14 protein-coding genes and 6 tRNA genes are annotated in these 16,015 nt (G+C 36.0%); all 20 read right to left on the bottom strand.

Translation table 11 applies throughout. From position 1 onward, the window contains the following. Positions 1–125 precede the first annotated feature (125 nt). Complete coding sequence (locus ACPWSR_RS10645; protein WP_426348213.1) at positions 126–1,796, bottom strand: formate--tetrahydrofolate ligase; 1,671 nt, start codon at positions 1,794–1,796, stop codon at positions 126–128. A gap of 248 nt (positions 1,797–2,044) precedes the next feature. Then, entirely contained in the window at positions 2,045–3,847 is a 1,803-nt protein-coding gene (ftsH, locus tag ACPWSR_RS10640; protein WP_426348212.1) for an ATP-dependent zinc metalloprotease FtsH, read from the bottom strand. A 79-nt stretch (positions 3,848–3,926) separates the two neighbouring features. After that, entirely contained in the window at positions 3,927–4,463 is a 537-nt protein-coding gene (gene hpt / locus ACPWSR_RS10635; RefSeq protein ID WP_426348211.1) for a hypoxanthine phosphoribosyltransferase, read from the bottom strand. Continuing rightward, positions 4,460–5,911 carry a tRNA lysidine(34) synthetase TilS gene (gene tilS, locus ACPWSR_RS10630; RefSeq protein ID WP_426348210.1) on the bottom strand — a complete coding sequence of 484 codons (1,452 nt, stop codon included), beginning with the start codon at positions 5,909–5,911 and terminating at the stop codon, positions 4,460–4,462. The genes hpt and tilS overlap by 4 nt, the downstream gene beginning before the upstream one ends. A gap of 201 nt (positions 5,912–6,112) precedes the next feature. Continuing rightward, positions 6,113–8,491, bottom strand: a complete 2,379-nt coding sequence (spoIIE, locus tag ACPWSR_RS10625) for a stage II sporulation protein E (RefSeq protein WP_426348209.1) — start codon at positions 8,489–8,491, stop codon at positions 6,113–6,115. Between the two features lie 401 nt (positions 8,492–8,892). Then, positions 8,893–8,969, bottom strand: a tRNA-Met gene (locus ACPWSR_RS10620). Between the two features lie 45 nt (positions 8,970–9,014). Then, positions 9,015–9,090 (bottom strand) — tRNA-Met (locus tag ACPWSR_RS10615). A 7-nt stretch (positions 9,091–9,097) separates the two neighbouring features. Continuing rightward, positions 9,098–9,186 (bottom strand) — tRNA-Leu (locus ACPWSR_RS10610). Between the two features lie 3 nt (positions 9,187–9,189). Beyond that, a tRNA-Met gene (locus tag ACPWSR_RS10605) sits at positions 9,190–9,266 on the bottom strand. A gap of 44 nt (positions 9,267–9,310) precedes the next feature. After that, positions 9,311–9,386, bottom strand: a tRNA-Met gene (locus ACPWSR_RS10600). Between the two features lie 6 nt (positions 9,387–9,392). Then, positions 9,393–9,481 (bottom strand) — tRNA-Leu (locus ACPWSR_RS10595). A 168-nt stretch (positions 9,482–9,649) separates the two neighbouring features. Then, on the bottom strand, positions 9,650–10,063 hold the full coding sequence (locus ACPWSR_RS10590; protein WP_426348208.1) for a S1 domain-containing RNA-binding protein: 414 nt from the start codon (positions 10,061–10,063) through the stop codon (positions 9,650–9,652). Between the two features lie 148 nt (positions 10,064–10,211). After that, positions 10,212–10,496, bottom strand: coding sequence for an FtsB family cell division protein (locus tag ACPWSR_RS10585; RefSeq protein ID WP_426348207.1), 285 nt, complete (start codon positions 10,494–10,496; stop codon positions 10,212–10,214). 152 nt (positions 10,497–10,648) lie between these two features. Beyond that, positions 10,649–11,020 (bottom strand): spore cortex biosynthesis protein YabQ, encoded by a 372-nt coding sequence (gene yabQ, locus ACPWSR_RS10580; protein ID WP_426351377.1) that lies wholly within the window; start codon positions 11,018–11,020, stop codon positions 10,649–10,651. A 26-nt stretch (positions 11,021–11,046) separates the two neighbouring features. Beyond that, positions 11,047–11,340 (bottom strand): sporulation protein YabP, encoded by a 294-nt coding sequence (gene yabP / locus ACPWSR_RS10575; RefSeq protein WP_426348206.1) that lies wholly within the window; start codon positions 11,338–11,340, stop codon positions 11,047–11,049. An 81-nt stretch (positions 11,341–11,421) separates the two neighbouring features. Continuing rightward, a complete protein-coding gene (locus tag ACPWSR_RS10570; protein ID WP_426348205.1) occupies positions 11,422–11,682 on the bottom strand; it encodes an RNA-binding S4 domain-containing protein in 261 nt (86 codons plus the stop codon). Positions 11,683–11,821: 139 nt separating this feature from the next. Next, complete coding sequence (locus ACPWSR_RS10565) at positions 11,822–12,124, bottom strand: HU family DNA-binding protein (protein ID WP_426351376.1); 303 nt, start codon at positions 12,122–12,124, stop codon at positions 11,822–11,824. Between the two features lie 182 nt (positions 12,125–12,306). Further along, positions 12,307–13,761, bottom strand: a complete 1,455-nt coding sequence (mazG, locus tag ACPWSR_RS10560; protein ID WP_426348204.1) for a nucleoside triphosphate pyrophosphohydrolase — start codon at positions 13,759–13,761, stop codon at positions 12,307–12,309. 28 nt (positions 13,762–13,789) lie between these two features. Continuing rightward, positions 13,790–15,331 carry a putative polysaccharide biosynthesis protein gene (locus tag ACPWSR_RS10555; RefSeq protein ID WP_426348203.1) on the bottom strand — a complete coding sequence of 514 codons (1,542 nt, stop codon included), beginning with the start codon at positions 15,329–15,331 and terminating at the stop codon, positions 13,790–13,792. 112 nt (positions 15,332–15,443) lie between these two features. Next, positions 15,444–15,998 (bottom strand): stage V sporulation protein T, encoded by a 555-nt coding sequence (gene spoVT / locus ACPWSR_RS10550; protein WP_426348202.1) that lies wholly within the window; start codon positions 15,996–15,998, stop codon positions 15,444–15,446. Positions 15,999–16,015: the final 17 nt, after the last annotated feature.

The raw sequence follows: 16,015 nt of genomic DNA, 5'->3' as shown, positions 1-16,015 counted from the left end.
ACTGCCTAACTTAATAAATACATGAAATTTTCTTAAAAATAAATTATCCTTACTTATAAAAAGACCATCCCATAAGGTATAGGACGGTCTTAGGAAAATAATCAGCTTTAATTATATTTATATAATTAGAATAAACCTACAATCTCACCGCTAGGCAGTATATCTATCTTTTCAGCGGAAGGAACCTTTGGCAGTCCTGGCATAGTCATTATATCTCCTGTAAGAACAACTACAAAGCCAGCTCCATTAGATACTCTTACCTCTTTAACTGTAACCTTAAATTCAGACGGTCTACCTAAAAGAGCAGGGTTATCTGACAAAGAATACTGTGTCTTTGCCATACAGATAGGCTTTTTATCCAGTCCCAATCTTTCTAGCTCATCAATTTGCTTCTCAGCCTGAGGAGTATAATTTACCCCTTCTCCGCCGTAGATTTCCTTTGTAATAGCTGAAATCTTTTCCTTTAAAGAAAGATTCTCATCATATAACACCTTAAAGTTTGACGCTCCATTTTCCACCTCAGCTACTACTGCTTCAGCAAGCTCTACCCCACCTGCTCCACCTTTTTCCCAAACCTCTGTAAGCACTGCTTTTACTCCTCTTTCCTCACAGAAGCTCTTTATGAAATTTATTTCCTCAGTAGTATCTGTAATGAATTTGTTTACCGCAACAACTACAGGTACACCATATTTTTTTACATTTTCAATCTGCTTTTCTAGGTTTTCTATGCCCTTCTTAACAGCAGGAAGATTTTCTTCATTGAGCTTTCCTTTCACCACTCCTCCGTGATGCTTTATTGCTCTTAAGGTAGCAACTAGAACAACACAGTTAGGCTTTAAGCCACCAATTCTGCATTTAATATCGAAGAACTTCTCAGCACCTAAATCGGCTCCAAAGCCTGCTTCGGTAACTACATATTCTCCAAGCTTAAGAGCTGTCTTCGTGGCAATAAGGCTATTACAGCCATGAGCTATGTTAGCAAAAGGACCTCCATGGATTATAGCTGGAGTATTTTCTAAGGTTTGAACTAGATTTGGCTTTATTGCTTCCTTCATAAGAAGAGCTGCTGCTCCTTGAACATTAAGATCCTTAACATAAACAGGTTCTCCATCAAGATTATAGCCTACAACAATATCACCAATCTTATTTTTGAGATCCATAAGATCATGGGATAAGCATAGAATAGCCATTATTTCTGAGGCTACAGTTATCATGAAGCCATCCTGTCTTGGGAAGCCATTAGCCTTACCTCCAAGGCTTACCACTACATCTCTTAGGGCTCTATCATTCATATCCATAACTCTTTTAAAGGTTATCTTTCTAGCGTCTATCTTTAAAGAGTTACCTTGATGTATATGATTATCAATAGCGGCACATATTAAATTATTGGCTGCAGTAATGGCATGCATATCTCCAGTGAAATGAAGATTTATATCCTCCATGGGAACAACCTGAGCATGACCGCCACCAGCAGCTCCTCCCTTTACGCCGAAGACAGGGCCGAGGGAAGGCTCTCTTAAGGCTATTACTGCCTTTTTATTTATTTTATTGAGCGCTTGACCAAGACCTACTGTCACTGTGGATTTTCCTTCTCCAGCAGGTGTAGGGTTAATAGCAGTAACTAATACAAGCTTTCCGTCCTCTTTTCCTGATAAACGATCATAAACATCTAAGGATATCTTACATTTATATTTTCCGTATAAATCAATATCATCTGGTGATAGTCCTAATTTAGAAGCCACCTCTACTATAGGCTCCATTTTTGCTGATTGTGCAATTTCAATATCTGTTTTCATATCTCTTCATCTCCTTCATATTTCATATATTAAAATAAAAATTTTAAAGGTTTCCATTAAACATATTTAAATTAATCACCGTTAATATTTATTACTTGTCCTAATTTTCAGCATATAATCATTATAGCTTATATATATTAACGAATAAAGTGATAAAAATATAATTTATTATCCATTTTTATTAATTTACCATTCATTCATTTTTAACAACTTCTCCTCCTTAAAAAAATAAACGCCAATATTGGCGTTTATGAATTATCAAAAATCCTATAGAATTCTTCTGCTTCAATCTTTTCTTTTTCAAGTAGAGCCTGGGCTACAGCATGAAGCTTAGATAGGTTTTCTGAAAGAAGCTTTTCTGCTGATTTGTAAGCCTCATCTACTAGACCTCTAACTTCCCTATCTATCTGAGAGCTTACTTCTTCACTTACGTTTCTACCTCTTCCTATATCCCTGCCAAGGAAGACTTCATTATGATCTGAACCAAAGGCTATAGGGCCAAGGGTGTCGCTCATACCATATTCCATGACCATTGCCCGGGCAATACTACTTACCCTGTCTATGTCATTCTTGGCACCAGTGCTTATATCACCCATGATGAGCTTTTCAGCAACTCTACCACCTAGAAGACCAACCATATCATCCTTAAGCTTAGATTTAGAAGTATAAGATCTATCCTCCTTAGGAAGATGCATAGTATAGCCTCCAGCCATACCTCTTGGTATTATGCTTATCTCATGAACAGGATCAGCGTTAGGTAGCAGCTTCATAACAACTGCATGCCCTGCCTCATGATAGGCAGTAAGCTTTCTATCATGTTCGCTGATAACCCTGCTCTTTTTCTCAGGGCCAGCAATTACACGGGTAATCGCTTCCTCCATTTCACTCATACCAATTATCTTTTTCTCTCTTCTAACTGACAGCAAAGCAGCTTCATTAGTAAGATTTTCAATATCTGCTCCAGTAAAGCCTGGAGTTCTTTTTGCTAGTACATTTAGGTCAACCCCTTCGTCTAGAGGCTTATTGCGAGTATGAACCTTAAGAATTTCTTCTCTTCCCTTAACATCTGGTGCACCAACTACTATCTGCCTGTCAAATCTACCAGGTCTTAAAAGAGCTGGATCTAATATATCAGGTCTGTTAGTAGCAGCTATCATTATGATGCCTTCATTAACACCAAAACCATCCATCTCAACAAGGAGCTGATTTAAGGTCTGTTCCCTTTCATCATGTCCTCCACCAAGGCCAGCACCTCTTTGTCTACCAACAGCATCAATTTCATCAATAAAAATTATACATGCTGCATTCTTTTTGGCCTGTTCAAAGAGATCTCTAACCCTGGAAGCACCAACACCTACAAACATTTCAACAAAATCCGATCCTGAAATTGTAAAGAAAGGCACACCAGCTTCTCCCGCTACTGCCTTTGCCAGAAGAGTCTTACCTGTTCCCGGAGGACCTACTAAAAGTATTCCTTTAGGTATTCTGGCTCCCATATCTATATAGCGCTTAGGCTGTTTTAAAAAGTCAACTATTTCTGCAAGCTCTGCTTTTTCTTCATCAGCACCTGCCACATCATTAAAGGTAATCCTTCTCTTATCCGGTGTAGCCATCTTTGCTCGGCTTTTTCCGAAGTTCATAACTCCTCGGTTCCCACCGCCTCCTTGGGACTGCTGCATAAAGAAAAACCAAAAGGCTAGAAGCATTACTATTAAAAGCACCGTAGGAATCAGCTGTATCCAAGCTGGTACGCTAGTTGGAGGCACATAGGTCTCAACTACAGCTGTATTTGGGTTTTCAGAAATAAATTGAACGTATCTTTCTCCAATAACGTTTGTAGAGAAGGCTTTCCCATCAGTAAAAGTTCCTTCAACAACCATATTTTCTTCATCAAAAGCTATGCTCTTTACTTCATCGTTAAGCCATTTTTGTTGGAATTCGTTGAAGGCAATGACATTATTTCCATTCCCTTTATCAACTATAGCGTAAGCTGCTAATACAACCATGACTAAAACAAGTATCCAAGCTGTAGCACTGGAAAATTTTTTCATATATTGGGCCCCCCCTCTTTCTAGTTACCTTAAAATTCTATCATATAGGTATTTTCTTTACAACAAAGAATAGTATTAATTATTTATAAATTTCCTCTTTTAAAACACCTATATATGGAGCATTTCTATATCCTTCAGCATAATCAATACCATAACCCACTATAAATTCGTCTGGTACATTGAATCCAAGGTACTTAATATCTATTTCAGCTTTTCTCCTGGCAGGCTTATTCAATAGAGATGCTATTTCTACACTCTTTGCTTTCCTAGCCTTTAAGTACTCCAATAAATATTTTAAGGTGGTACCTGTATCCACTATATCCTCAACAATAAGCAGGTCCTTACCCTCTATGTCATAGTCTAAATCCTTTATTATCTTTACTATTCCAGAGCTTTCACTGGAAAGTCCATAGGAAGATACGGCCATAAAATCTAAAACACAGGGAACAGTTATGTATTTTAGAAGATCAGAGGTAAATACCACTGAGCCCTTCAGCACTCCTACCACTACTAAATTACCATCGGAATAATCCTCCGAAATCTTCGCTGCCATTTCTTTTACCTTAGCTAAAATTTCTTCCTCAGTGAATAAAATTTCCTTAAAATCGTTTCTCATTTCTTTTCCTCTCTTTCAATGTTAATCTGAAGTATTTTTGTAGTTTTTTCATCTACCTTGAACTTATCGCTTATCCTATAACCAACTATCCAGGCTATATCCTCCCCAAAGCACAGAAGAGGCAGTTCCTCTCTCTTCTCTCTTGGTATCTTTAAATCTATAAAAACATCCTTAATTTTTTTACTGCCCTTTATCCCTAGAGGATTAAATCTATCCCCCTCTTTTCGACTTCTAAGGCTAATATCTCCCTTAATCTTATGAAAATCGAAAAACTTGATGTTTCGAAAGCTCTTAGGATTAATATCTGTTTCCTTTTCTATGAGCTTAAGGGTCAATGAGGCTTTATATCTCTGTGAGTAAAAGTTAACCGCTCCCCTTTGAAGTTCATCCATTATATCTACTAGCTTTATTATAAGCTCATTACACTCCTTGGAATTATCTTGAATCTTATTAATCTTATTACGCTTATCTTCTATCTTTGTAAAATAAATTTCTCCATATTCATTTATTGCCCTTATTCCTTCAGGTAGTGTGATAGCCTTACCTGTTCCAAGGCTTTGTAATTCTATTATACTATCTATATGTTGTTTATTAATGTTCAGTTCATTACCCTTGACAGATCCACAAGCCTTTTTAATAACCCTTCTCAGAAGGCTTATATGTAAGTTAAAGGTATCAGTAGATAGATACACCCTTCCGCCTACCTGCCTAGAAAGCTCCTGGTATTTATTTTCTACCTCTAGCTGTAAATACTCATTATCTGCCTCTACTAATTCTCCCAGCCTACATAAAGCAGAAATAATTTCTTCGTTAAAATTCTCCTTCATATATGGTATGAGCTTCAGCCTGATTTTATTTCTAGTATATATATCCTGGAGATTAGTTTTATCAACTCTCGGCTGTAATGAATTGCTGCTTATGTATTCCTCAATCTCTTCCCTTGTAATAGATAAAATAGGGCGAATTATCACTCCCTCTCTTACCGCTTGAATTCCGCCTAGTCCTTCAAGACCTGTACCTCTCATTATTCTCATAAGAATTGTTTCCGCCTGATCATTGGCATTATGAGCAAGGGCTATCTTATCTAACTTCAGTTTAACCCTTAAATTATTAAAAAATTCGTATCTGGCTTCTCTTCCAGCCATTTCATGGGATATGCTTCTCGCCTTAGCCAAAGCATTAATATCTATCCGTTTAGAGTAAAAGGGTATATTAAGACTTTTGCATAAATCTGATGCATAAGCTTCATCCTTGTCAGCCTCTTCACCTCTAAGGCAGTGATTCACATGAGCTGCATAGCAGGTAAAATCCAGTTTACTTTGGAGCTGGTAAAGAATATGGGTCATAGCTACGGAATCCGGTCCGCCGGAAAGAGCTATCAGTACCTTATCCCCTTTTGTTATCATCTTATTTTCTAAAATATAGTTTAAAACCTTATTAATCAACATTCTCACACCTATCTTCAATAGATATTCAGTCGTATAATTATATCATAAAAGCAACTAATAACGAAATTTATTCCTTAATTCTTTTAAATAATTCGCATAACAATATAAGGTATAATTATTAATTTACTTATCAATAAAATGCTATGGTAGCTTAATTTTCATAAAATAAACCCGGTATACGGAATACCGGGAATATAGGTTTCAGTTAAAAATGCTATATACCTTTGAGACTAACACCGTCATATCATCCTTAGGCTTTTCCTTGGATAATTCCCTAGCCTTCCCTAATATCTCTGAGGCCAGGACTTTGGGGTCAGCATTTTTTGTTTCCTGGAGAAAATCCTCCAACCAGCTGCTGGAATAGCTTTTGCTTTTCAGATCCACTATACCATCACTGATGGACACTATTATATCACCATTTTTGAACTTCTTTTGAATTATATCCACATCCGGCTTCTCTAATACACCTATGGGTAGTGTTTTAGATTTAATCACCTCTACGTTTTTCCCTCTCTTTATATAGCTTTGAGCTGCTCCTACCTTCATAAATACTCCATCACCGGTATATAAATCTATGGTATTAAGGTCAAGGGTAGAAAATTTTTCCTCTTCATCAAACTTCATGCTTATAATGGAGTTAACAGTGTTTATCGCCGTTATGGTGTTAAAGCCAGCTTCTTGAAATTTCTCTACGATATCAACTACAGCTCTGCTATCCTTTCCAGCATCGGCACCAGAACCCATTCCATCACTGATAATCGTTACATAGCTACCCTCTTTAGTCCTGCTAAAGCTGTAGCTGTCTCCTATTGAAGTTTCTCCCTGCTTACAGGCTGCTGCTGCATAGGTAGAAATATGGAACTTCGGTGTTTCTTGAAAAATTACTGAACATCTTTTGCTTCCTCCATCAATAGAACAGCCTTCTTCGCCCAGACACATGGTCTTATTTACGCACTGATTAATTATAGGAAGAAGCTTTTTCACGCATAGCTGTGCACCTTCACATTCCTCCATAGATAGCTTTATGTTCAGCCGTCCCTTCTTATCAGAAAAGCAGAATATATCATAATACCTTACACCACTCCGGGCAAGAGCTTTAATCAGGGATTTCTCCACCTCATGATTAAACACTACCTCCCTATCAAAGTCATGAACAATTTCCCCTATGGTTCCTGACATGCCACTTATCTGACCTGCAAGAATCTTTCTTCCTTCTGCGAGTCTACTCTTCCACATTTCATTGACAATATAACTATTAACTATGCTTTCTGCTTCTCTACATAAAGCGCTCTTCTTAATACATTTTCTTTCTATTTCCTTGGGTACCTCTGGGTTTTTATTATAATAATTTTCAATAAGCTCAGAAAAGGCAGTGTAGGTAAGGTGCAATTCCCTTTTCCAGCATAAATGCCTCATATCACAGGTAGCACATACTCTATCTGCTAAATTCTCCACAAGTCCACTGCTCTTTCCTTTTAGCAATAGCTTTTCATTATCCATAAAGCCATTTAATACCTCTGCCATGGAGGTTAAAATATCATTAAAGCCTTTAAGCCTTAAGGTAAATACCTCCTTTACCTTTGCTAGATGATTATCGTTAATAAGCTGCTGCTTTTTTTCAAAATCTAACTCAAAGATCATTGCATTATAAAATTTATTGGGAATTGTAATAAATATCGCAGCTGAAACAAGCGCCTCCATAAGAATAAATTCATCATTAGCCCCTGAATAGAACCTTAGAAGACTAAAGGATATCAGATAGGATAATACAGCCATTAGCTTTCCTGGTTCCCTAAACAGCCCAGTAATAAATCCACAAGAGCCAAGGACTCCTATAAAAATATAAATATTATTATCTGAAATCCCAAGAATGAGCCCTGCGGCAATTCCAATTGCCGCTCCCACAGAGCTTCCATTTATATAAGCTATAAATACTACGAGGGTTAGAGCTATGACATTTCTTATGCTTACACCAAATACCGATAGTCCCCCTAAGCCTGAAACAGCAATTGCAACGATTATAGCCATACTTATTATCTCTTCATTATTGAATAGATGCTTAGTGTTAAGCTCTTCAAAGCAATTGATTCCATACTTAAATACATATAATATAGGTAGCACCACAATAATATTTAAAAAAGCATCTGTTAAACTTACAGTGTAAGAGTACCCATTTAATAGTACATTAAACAGTACTCCTTCCATAATCAATAGAACAAATAAAAAAATAACCTTAGCCCTTCTATTAAAATTCTTAATAATAAAATGTGCCGCCCCTATGGACAAGGTATATATCAAATACACCCTTGTTCCCTGATTATAGCTCAGCATAGTTATGTAGCCTACCATACCTCCTGCAGTAGCTAGTATTACAGTTTTTTTATCCTTATATAGAGCTATTGCCATGAGTAGCGCAATTCCAAAGGGAGAGCTTTCGTTAACCAAGCTAACCCTGCTTATTAAAATCATAAGCACAACATATCCAATAATTCCATAATCAATATACTTACTGCTATACTCCCCTTTTTTCTTTTCCTTCTGAACCCTCTTATAAGTATTACACTCCACCCCATACTGCATTAAATTACCCCCTGCTTAACTATCATTTAAACTATATAAATTATAACAATTCCATTTGGTAATAAATGTAAATTAAGTGGAGATAATTTATTTTTCTTTGGACAGCATTTTCACTAATTTACTATCTAACGTCCCCTACTGCCATATATTTCTTTACTGGTATCTATCAAGAATTTTTATCAAAAAAATGTATCCACAAGCTTACCCCCTTTAAAATAAAGGTTAACTGGTAAATTGTGGATAAAAACATAGATTTTGTGCATAACTATATTATGTCGGTATAAAGGATAATATTTTACTTTTAGTAGATAAGTATTTGGAATAATTTTATCCCCCTCCGTAATACTACAAAATATCTATTAAAAAAATAAAAGGACCTTCTATAAAAGAAGATCCTTACATGGTAGCGGAAATAGGACTTGAACCTACGACCCTTCGGGTATGAACCGAATGCTCTAGCCAGCTGAGCTATTCCGCCATAAAATAATTGTGAGCTTTTTATATAAAAAGCTCTAAAAAATAATGGTTGCGGGGGAAGGACTTGAACCTTCGACCTCCGGGTTATGAGCCCGACGAGCTACCAGCTGCTCTACCCCGCGATATTATTGGTGCTGAAGACCGGAATCGAACCGGTACGGTGTTTAACCACCGCAGGATTTTAAGTCCTGTGCGTCTGCCAGTTCCGCCACTTCAGCAGATGGTAGCGGAAATAGGACTTGAACCTACGACCCTTCGGGTATGAACCGAATGCTCTAGCCAGCTGAGCTATTCCGCCATGTTAATTAGTGAACTTTTTTATAAAAAAGTTCTAAAAATTAATGGTTGCGGGGGAAGGACTTGAACCTTCGACCTCCGGGTTATGAGCCCGACGAGCTACCAGCTGCTCTACCCCGCGATATTATGGTGCTGAAGACCGGAATCGAACCGGTACGGTGTTTAACCACCGCAGGATTTTAAGTCCTGTGCGTCTGCCAGTTCCGCCACTTCAGCATGTCACTTGACCAGCGACAAGATTTATTATAAAACATGTTTGGAATACTGTCAACAACTTTATATCAAATATTTTTATTCCACATGTTGGTAACCGCTTTTTTAAAGTTAAAACCAAATAATAAAGCCTCTTATAATTTATAAGAGGCTGAAGAATTTTATAATTAATTAGCCAAAATTCCTTTTGCTATAACCTTTTCCACCCTTTAAATCCTGGTTCTTCTTAACGTCTTGTAATCTTTCTTCACTGTCCTTTAAAAACTTGGACATTATATCTTCAAAGTTATTTGCATTATTGCTTTTCTTTTCATTATTCCAATCAAATTCAGCAGGCTTTACAGACTTTTTCTTAATATTGGCCTGTTTAATTGAAAGACTTATTTTCCCGTTGTCATCTATAGATATTACTTTTACCTTGACCTTATCCTGTTCCTTAAGATGCTGTCTTATATCTTTTACAAATGAATCTGCTACCTCAGAAATATGGACTAGTCCTGTTTTGCCCTCCACTTCTACAAACGCACCAAAATTAGTAATGTTTACCACTGTTCCTTCTAAAATGTTTCCTGCCACTAAGGTCATGTTAAAAAGATTCCTCCTTAAAAATTTTAAATATAATATGTTATATAATGATAAAATTATTTATATATATCTGACCTTTATAAACGGTATATATAAATAAAAATATAGCTGCTGAGGCCAATAGGACGCCGCATCAATAGATATACTTTTACTGGGAATCAGATTGAGAGTCAATTATTGTAACCTCGCCAGGTTTTACTAGCCCTAACTTTTCTCTAGCCAATCTCTCCATGTAGGAAGGATCTGTTTCCGAAGCTTCCACTTCTTCTGTAAGCCTTTCGTTTTCAATCTTTAATAGCTGGAGTTCTTCCTTCTTCTCACTAAATTCCTTCTCAATTCTCTTCATTGCTATTTGCTGATTAATAACGTTATAAGCTAGTACTACAAGCATGAAGCCTATTATTACATTTTTAATTCTTTTATTTTTTTTCATGCTTATCACTTCCTAAGTATAGAAATATAATTTATTTCAAGTTTATTGTATGATGAATCGGCTTTTAATTCAAGTTTTATTTGCATTCTATAGAAAAATAAATATTATATTTTTTTGAATAGATAGGAAATGCTGTTATATAATTTACAATCCTAATCACAATTCTTTTGTCTGTAAAAAATAATTTTAAAAGGATATATAAGGAACTTTATTAAAACCCTAAAAAATTTCCATAAAAATTCAATTGCTTTTTTCTCAATCTTAAAAAAGAAATTACTGAAAAACCATAGATAAAATATTATTCCAAGAATTAGGTATATATAAACATATACGGACAGTACTGCAAACTGAGTATATAACAAAAACACAAAAACAACTAAACTGCATAATATCCAAAAGAGTAAGTCCTCAATAAATACTATGTATTTAATCACCTTTCTGCCCCTAATAATTCTATATATATCAAATATAAAACCTGTCATAAGTCCTGCCATAAAGCTATACATTATTATCCTGAACTGCATGCTGATAGGTATAACCATATAATCACCTACTTAAATAGTTTTTTAAGTATTCCTTCCTCGTCCTTTTTTGGCTTAAGGCCACTATAAGTAAAGGAATCCACTACTCCAGTTATGGCAATATCTCCGTTTTGCACATCCAGCTTATTCATTTTGAGCTCCTGCCCCTTTATTGTTAACATACCAACAGAGGTATTTAAAAGTATCTTTTCCTCATCAAAGCTAATTACCTCAATTACACCATTTAGAGTTAGGTTTTTTCTGCTATCTAGGGCTAAGCTACTCTTTTTTTCTTCAATCTTAATATCCTTCTTACTCTCCATTTAAGAAAACCTCCTATTTACTCCTATATCAATATATGAAGTAAATATTTGGTATATAACAGCAAAAAAAATAAAAAGCTATTATTCTTCGTCCTCTTCTCCCTCTAAAATCTCATACATAGAAGATGCAGCTTCTTTCCTCACATGCTCAGAAATGTTTATCACCTTAGCCTTCAGGCTCTTATTAGCAAAAAGTATTTCGATAATATCCCCTTCTTTTATATCTGTACCAGGCTTTGCTACCTTCCCATTGATAGATACCCTTCCACTTTCACAGGCTTCCTTAGCTACTGTTCTTCTCTTTATTATTCTTGAAACCTTTAAATATTTATCTAACCTCATTTAAGACACCTCACAAACTCAAATATTATTTCCACCCTAGCTAGAATTACTATTATATCCTGCTATTCTTACAATATTAAAAAGAACTACTTACAATAGAAGTTTATTCTATTACAAGCAGTTCTTTAGAGGATAGGGACTACTTATTAACTCTATCCTTGAATTCTTTACCAGCTTTAAATACAGGAACCTTAGAAGCAGGAATAGTTATAGTTTCTTTAGTTCTAGGGTTTCTACCTTCCCTAGCAGCTCTTTCTCTTGTTTCAAAAGTACCGAAACCAATTAATTGAACCTTTTCACCATTCTCTAATGCTTCTTGAACACTTTCAATAAGTCCCTTTAAGGCTGCCTCAGCATCCTTCTTGGATAACTTGCTCTTATCAGCAATGCTTGATATTAATTCTGCTTTATTCATAGTAACATCCTCCTTATATTGAGTTATTGAATTTTTAATCCTATAGTTTGATACTATGTATTAATATGAATCATTATCCTATTATACACTAAATACCCAAAAGTGAATAGTTATTACTAAAACTTTTACCTCAGGATAACAAAGACACAAAAATACCTATGTAATAAATACTATTATTCTCCACCTTTAATAAAAATCCTTCTTATTTTTTAGTTTTTTTCTAGGTTTTTTGCCTCATCCCATAGCACATCCATATCCTTGAGGATCATGGACTCCAGTTTAAGTCCAAGGTCCATGGCTTTTTTCTCTATATAAGAAAATCTCCTGATAAATTTGTCAGTGGTATGATTAAGAGCTTCTTCTCCATCTACGCCTAAAAATCTACATGCATTAATAGCAGCGAATAATAAGTCACCCATCTCATCTAGTATTTTTGCCTTGTTTTGTAACTTATATACATCTTTAAGCTCTGATGCTTCTTCAAATATTTTATTTAATGGTTCCTCTACACTATCCCAATCAAAACCTACCTTAGCAGCCTTCTTTTGAACCTTTTCTGCTCTGATTATTGCTGGAAGACTTTTCGCTACGTGTTCTAGGGCTTCTGTATGGGTTTTCAAGCCCTGTTCTACCTTTTTTAGTTTTTCCCAGTTTTCTAGGACCTCCTCTGATGTATTGGCAGAAGTCTCTCCAAAGACATGAGGATGTCTATATATCATTTTATTGCAGATACCCTCAATAACATCATTTATAGTGAAATAACCTTCATCTTTTCCTAGGGAGCTGTGAAATACAATCTGAAGGAGCAAATCTCCCAGCTCCTCTACCAGCATATCTTCATTCTTTTCCTCTATAGCTTCTATAACCTCATAGCTTTCCTCTACCAATGCCTTCTTAAGGCTCTCATGAGTCTGTTCTCTATCCCAGGGACATCCCCCTGGTCCTCTGAGCACTTCCACTATCTCAACAAAGCTATAAAAATCCTTATTATTTTCTGGATCCCTGGGTATATATAAGGAGGTCAAATAATCTATATCCTTCTGCCAATCCAGCTCATAAAGCTTTATGAGCCTTATACTTTCCTCTCCCTCAATTCCTGCAGCGCGAACAAAGTATATTTCTGTTTCATCCTTGTAGAATTCCAAGAGCCTCAGCTTAACCTCAGAAGCAATAAAGTGATTATAAACCTGAGTTATTACCGTTCCAACCCTCTTATCAGGAATTTGATTAGATATATCAAAGGCATCAATTATTTTTAAACCTTGAATAGGGTCCACCTTAAGTCCCTCTAATACAGCATCAATAAAGCTCACGGCAGGCACCACCTTTACAGGTATGCCTTCCTTCTCAGCCTTCTTTATAATAAGCTCTACAGACTTCTCAGCTACCAAGGGGTGGCCAGGAACAGCATAAACAAGCTCTCCTTCTTCTTTATATTTTTTTATGATATCCTCTGAGATAAACTCATAAACCTCATCGAAGCTCTTAAACCTATCATAGGCATAATCGTAGGTTTCAAAGGATATTCCCTCTTCCTCTAAAAAATCTATAGTAGGATGCTTTTCTGTCCTTAAATAATTATTCTTTGAGCTTCTTAAGAGCCTTAAGCTGCCTAGGGTAAGAGCCTCTGGTGCTCCTGGTCCTAAGCCTATTATATTTATCATAGGCTTCCTCCTTTTATTACGAGTATTCTTATCTTTTCCTATTATTAACCTTATTTACTAAATAACCATATTCTATTACACCGAATATCATAATAAATATTCCATATACAATAATACCTATAAATATGGAAGCTACGCAAGATATTCTGGCAGAAATATCTAAAGTCAGGAGCTTTCCATAAGCAAACAATACTGAAGCTATCATTACCACAGAGGCATAGGATGGCCTAATGAATAATTTATAGAAATCCATAGTAACCTTAAGCTTTCTTTTAACATCAACAGTGTTCAATATAGCCACAGTGACATAAGCTATGATAGAAGCTATTACAGCTCCATAAATATTAATATTGTTTATAGGAACCAATGCGATAGTAAGAAGGACCTTCACAGCACAAGCTATAAGAAGATTAATTACCGGTCTTATATAATGTCCTGAGGCCTGTAGTATAGATGTGGTTGCCTGAGCTAGAACAATAAAGGGTATACTTATAGCTTGATATTTTAATATTAAATATCCATCAGTATTCCCCAGAAAAACCAGGTCAAGAATAGGTCTAGCTAAAAAATACATACCAAGTGTGCAGGGAAGAGCAATAGCAGCAGAGAGCATTAAAGCAGTATTCACTTTGTTCTGCAGCTCCTTTTTATCATTAAGACTGTATGCCTCAGCTATTATTGGTATTATTGCAGCACTTAAAGCCATGGACAGGGTCAGGGGTATATTTATCAGCACCGAAGCCTTACCGGTCATTTGTCCAAACATAACCGTGGCCTGAGTCTGGGTGAAGCCTCCTTGAAGGAGCTTTTGAGGAACTAAGGCTGAATCAATTAAGGTTACGATACTAGAAGCAGCTGCTCCTAAGGACACAGGAACAGCTATTTTAATGAGCTTGTTTAATACTGCAGCACTTCCTCTGATTCTTAAGCCATTAAGGATTTTTTTAAAGGATATATAATTCAAAATAAGGTATATATTACCCAAAAGCCCTCCTATTACCGCCCCAAAAGCCGCTCCTGCTGCAGAATATTCTATTCCCTTTGGATAAAGAAAGATAGCTAGTCCAACACCGCAAACTACCCTACCAGCCTGTTCAATTATTTGAGATACAGCAGTGGAATTCATATTTTGCTGACCTTGAAAAAAACCACGAAATGCATCCATTATATATATGAGCATAGGTGCCATAGCTACACCCAGCAAGGACAGATAAGCTTTATCATCCCACTTAAGAAACTCTACAATTGGTTTTCCAAATATAATTAGGCACAATGAGATACCTGTCCCTAAAAACGCCATTAGCTTGAGAGCTTCTTTTAAGACCTGAAAGCTACCTTCTATATCATTTACAGCATTTCTTTCTGATACTAATTTAGAAACAGCCACGGGTATTCCTGTTGCCGCTGATATTATAAACATATACAGAGGATAGGACATCTGATAATAACCAACCCCTTCATCCCCTATAAGCATAACTAGGGGGATTCTGAAGAAAATGCCTAAAAACTTTGCAAAAATCCCTGCAGCGCCTAAAATTATGGTTCCTTTCACTAAGGATTGCTTTTTCATATAATACCTCCGTATTTTATAGATAATAATAATTTTTATTTATAATACGGAGGTATTATTCCATATATGTTATAAAAACATTATAAATAGAAGCTTATCTCACTTGCAGGTACTATTGTTCCATTTGTTTCCCTAAAAAAACTGAAGCTGTTTCAGCAAGCTTGCTTTCAACCTCTCCTAATTTTTCTCCAGGCTCTTTGGACAATATTAAAACCGCTCCTATGGCATCTCCTTCTGTGATTATAGGGGAAATTACTTGATTACCATACTTGCCACCGGCTTCCTCATCGCTATATATTGATATAGTCTTTGATCCTCCTTCTCCTAAGATAACAGTCTTTCTTCCTTCTATAACTTCTTCTAGCTCTTTACTGATTTTCTTTTCCAGGTAATCCTTCTTTGATGCTCCACTCACTGAAATAATAGCATCCTTATCAGATATTATTACTATATGTCCTATGGTCTGCTGAAGTGCTTCAGCGTATTCTCTTGAAAAATCAGTAAGCTCCTCAATAGGAGAATATTTTTTTAGAATTACCCCCCCTTCTCTATCGGTAAATATCTCAAGAGGATCTCCTTCTCTAATTCTGAGGGTTCTTCTAATTTCTTTTGGTATAACAACTCTTCCTAAATCATCAATTCGTCTCACAATACCTGTAGCTTTCATATGGTAAATCTTCCTCC

This window comes from Alloiococcus sp. CFN-8, assembly GCF_049943125.1.
Lineage (GTDB): Bacteria > Bacillota > Clostridia > Clostridiales > Clostridiaceae > JAEXZL01.
The sequence above is the reverse complement of the archived record's forward strand: the minus strand, read 5'-3'. Positions and strand labels throughout refer to the sequence as shown.

Excerpts from the sequence above, each read along its gene's own strand:
- ACPWSR_RS10590 (WP_426348208.1), bottom strand. The coding sequence starts at position 10,063 with ATGACCTTAGTGGCAGGAAACATTTTAGAAGGAACAGTGGTAAACATT.
- yabQ (WP_426351377.1), bottom strand. The coding sequence starts at position 11,020 with ATGCAGTTCAGGATAATAATGTATAGCTTTATGGCAGGACTTATGACA.
- ACPWSR_RS10645 (WP_426348213.1), bottom strand. The coding sequence starts at position 1,796 with ATGAAAACAGATATTGAAATTGCACAATCAGCAAAAATGGAGCCTATA.
- yabP (WP_426348206.1), bottom strand. The coding sequence starts at position 11,340 with ATGGAGAGTAAGAAGGATATTAAGATTGAAGAAAAAAAGAGTAGCTTA.
- mazG (WP_426348204.1), bottom strand. The coding sequence starts at position 13,761 with ATGATAAATATAATAGGCTTAGGACCAGGAGCACCAGAGGCTCTTACC.
- ACPWSR_RS10555 (WP_426348203.1), bottom strand. The coding sequence starts at position 15,331 with ATGAAAAAGCAATCCTTAGTGAAAGGAACCATAATTTTAGGCGCTGCA.
- ACPWSR_RS10570 (WP_426348205.1), bottom strand. The coding sequence starts at position 11,682 with ATGAGGTTAGATAAATATTTAAAGGTTTCAAGAATAATAAAGAGAAGA.
- tilS (WP_426348210.1), bottom strand. The coding sequence starts at position 5,911 with ATGTTGATTAATAAGGTTTTAAACTATATTTTAGAAAATAAGATGATA.
- hpt (WP_426348211.1), bottom strand. The coding sequence starts at position 4,463 with ATGAGAAACGATTTTAAGGAAATTTTATTCACTGAGGAAGAAATTTTA.
- ftsH (WP_426348212.1), bottom strand. The coding sequence starts at position 3,847 with ATGAAAAAATTTTCCAGTGCTACAGCTTGGATACTTGTTTTAGTCATG.
- spoVT (WP_426348202.1), bottom strand. The coding sequence starts at position 15,998 with ATGAAAGCTACAGGTATTGTGAGACGAATTGATGATTTAGGAAGAGTT.
- ACPWSR_RS10585 (WP_426348207.1), bottom strand. The coding sequence starts at position 10,496 with ATGAAAAAAAATAAAAGAATTAAAAATGTAATAATAGGCTTCATGCTT.
- spoIIE (WP_426348209.1), bottom strand. The coding sequence starts at position 8,491 with ATGCAGTATGGGGTGGAGTGTAATACTTATAAGAGGGTTCAGAAGGAA.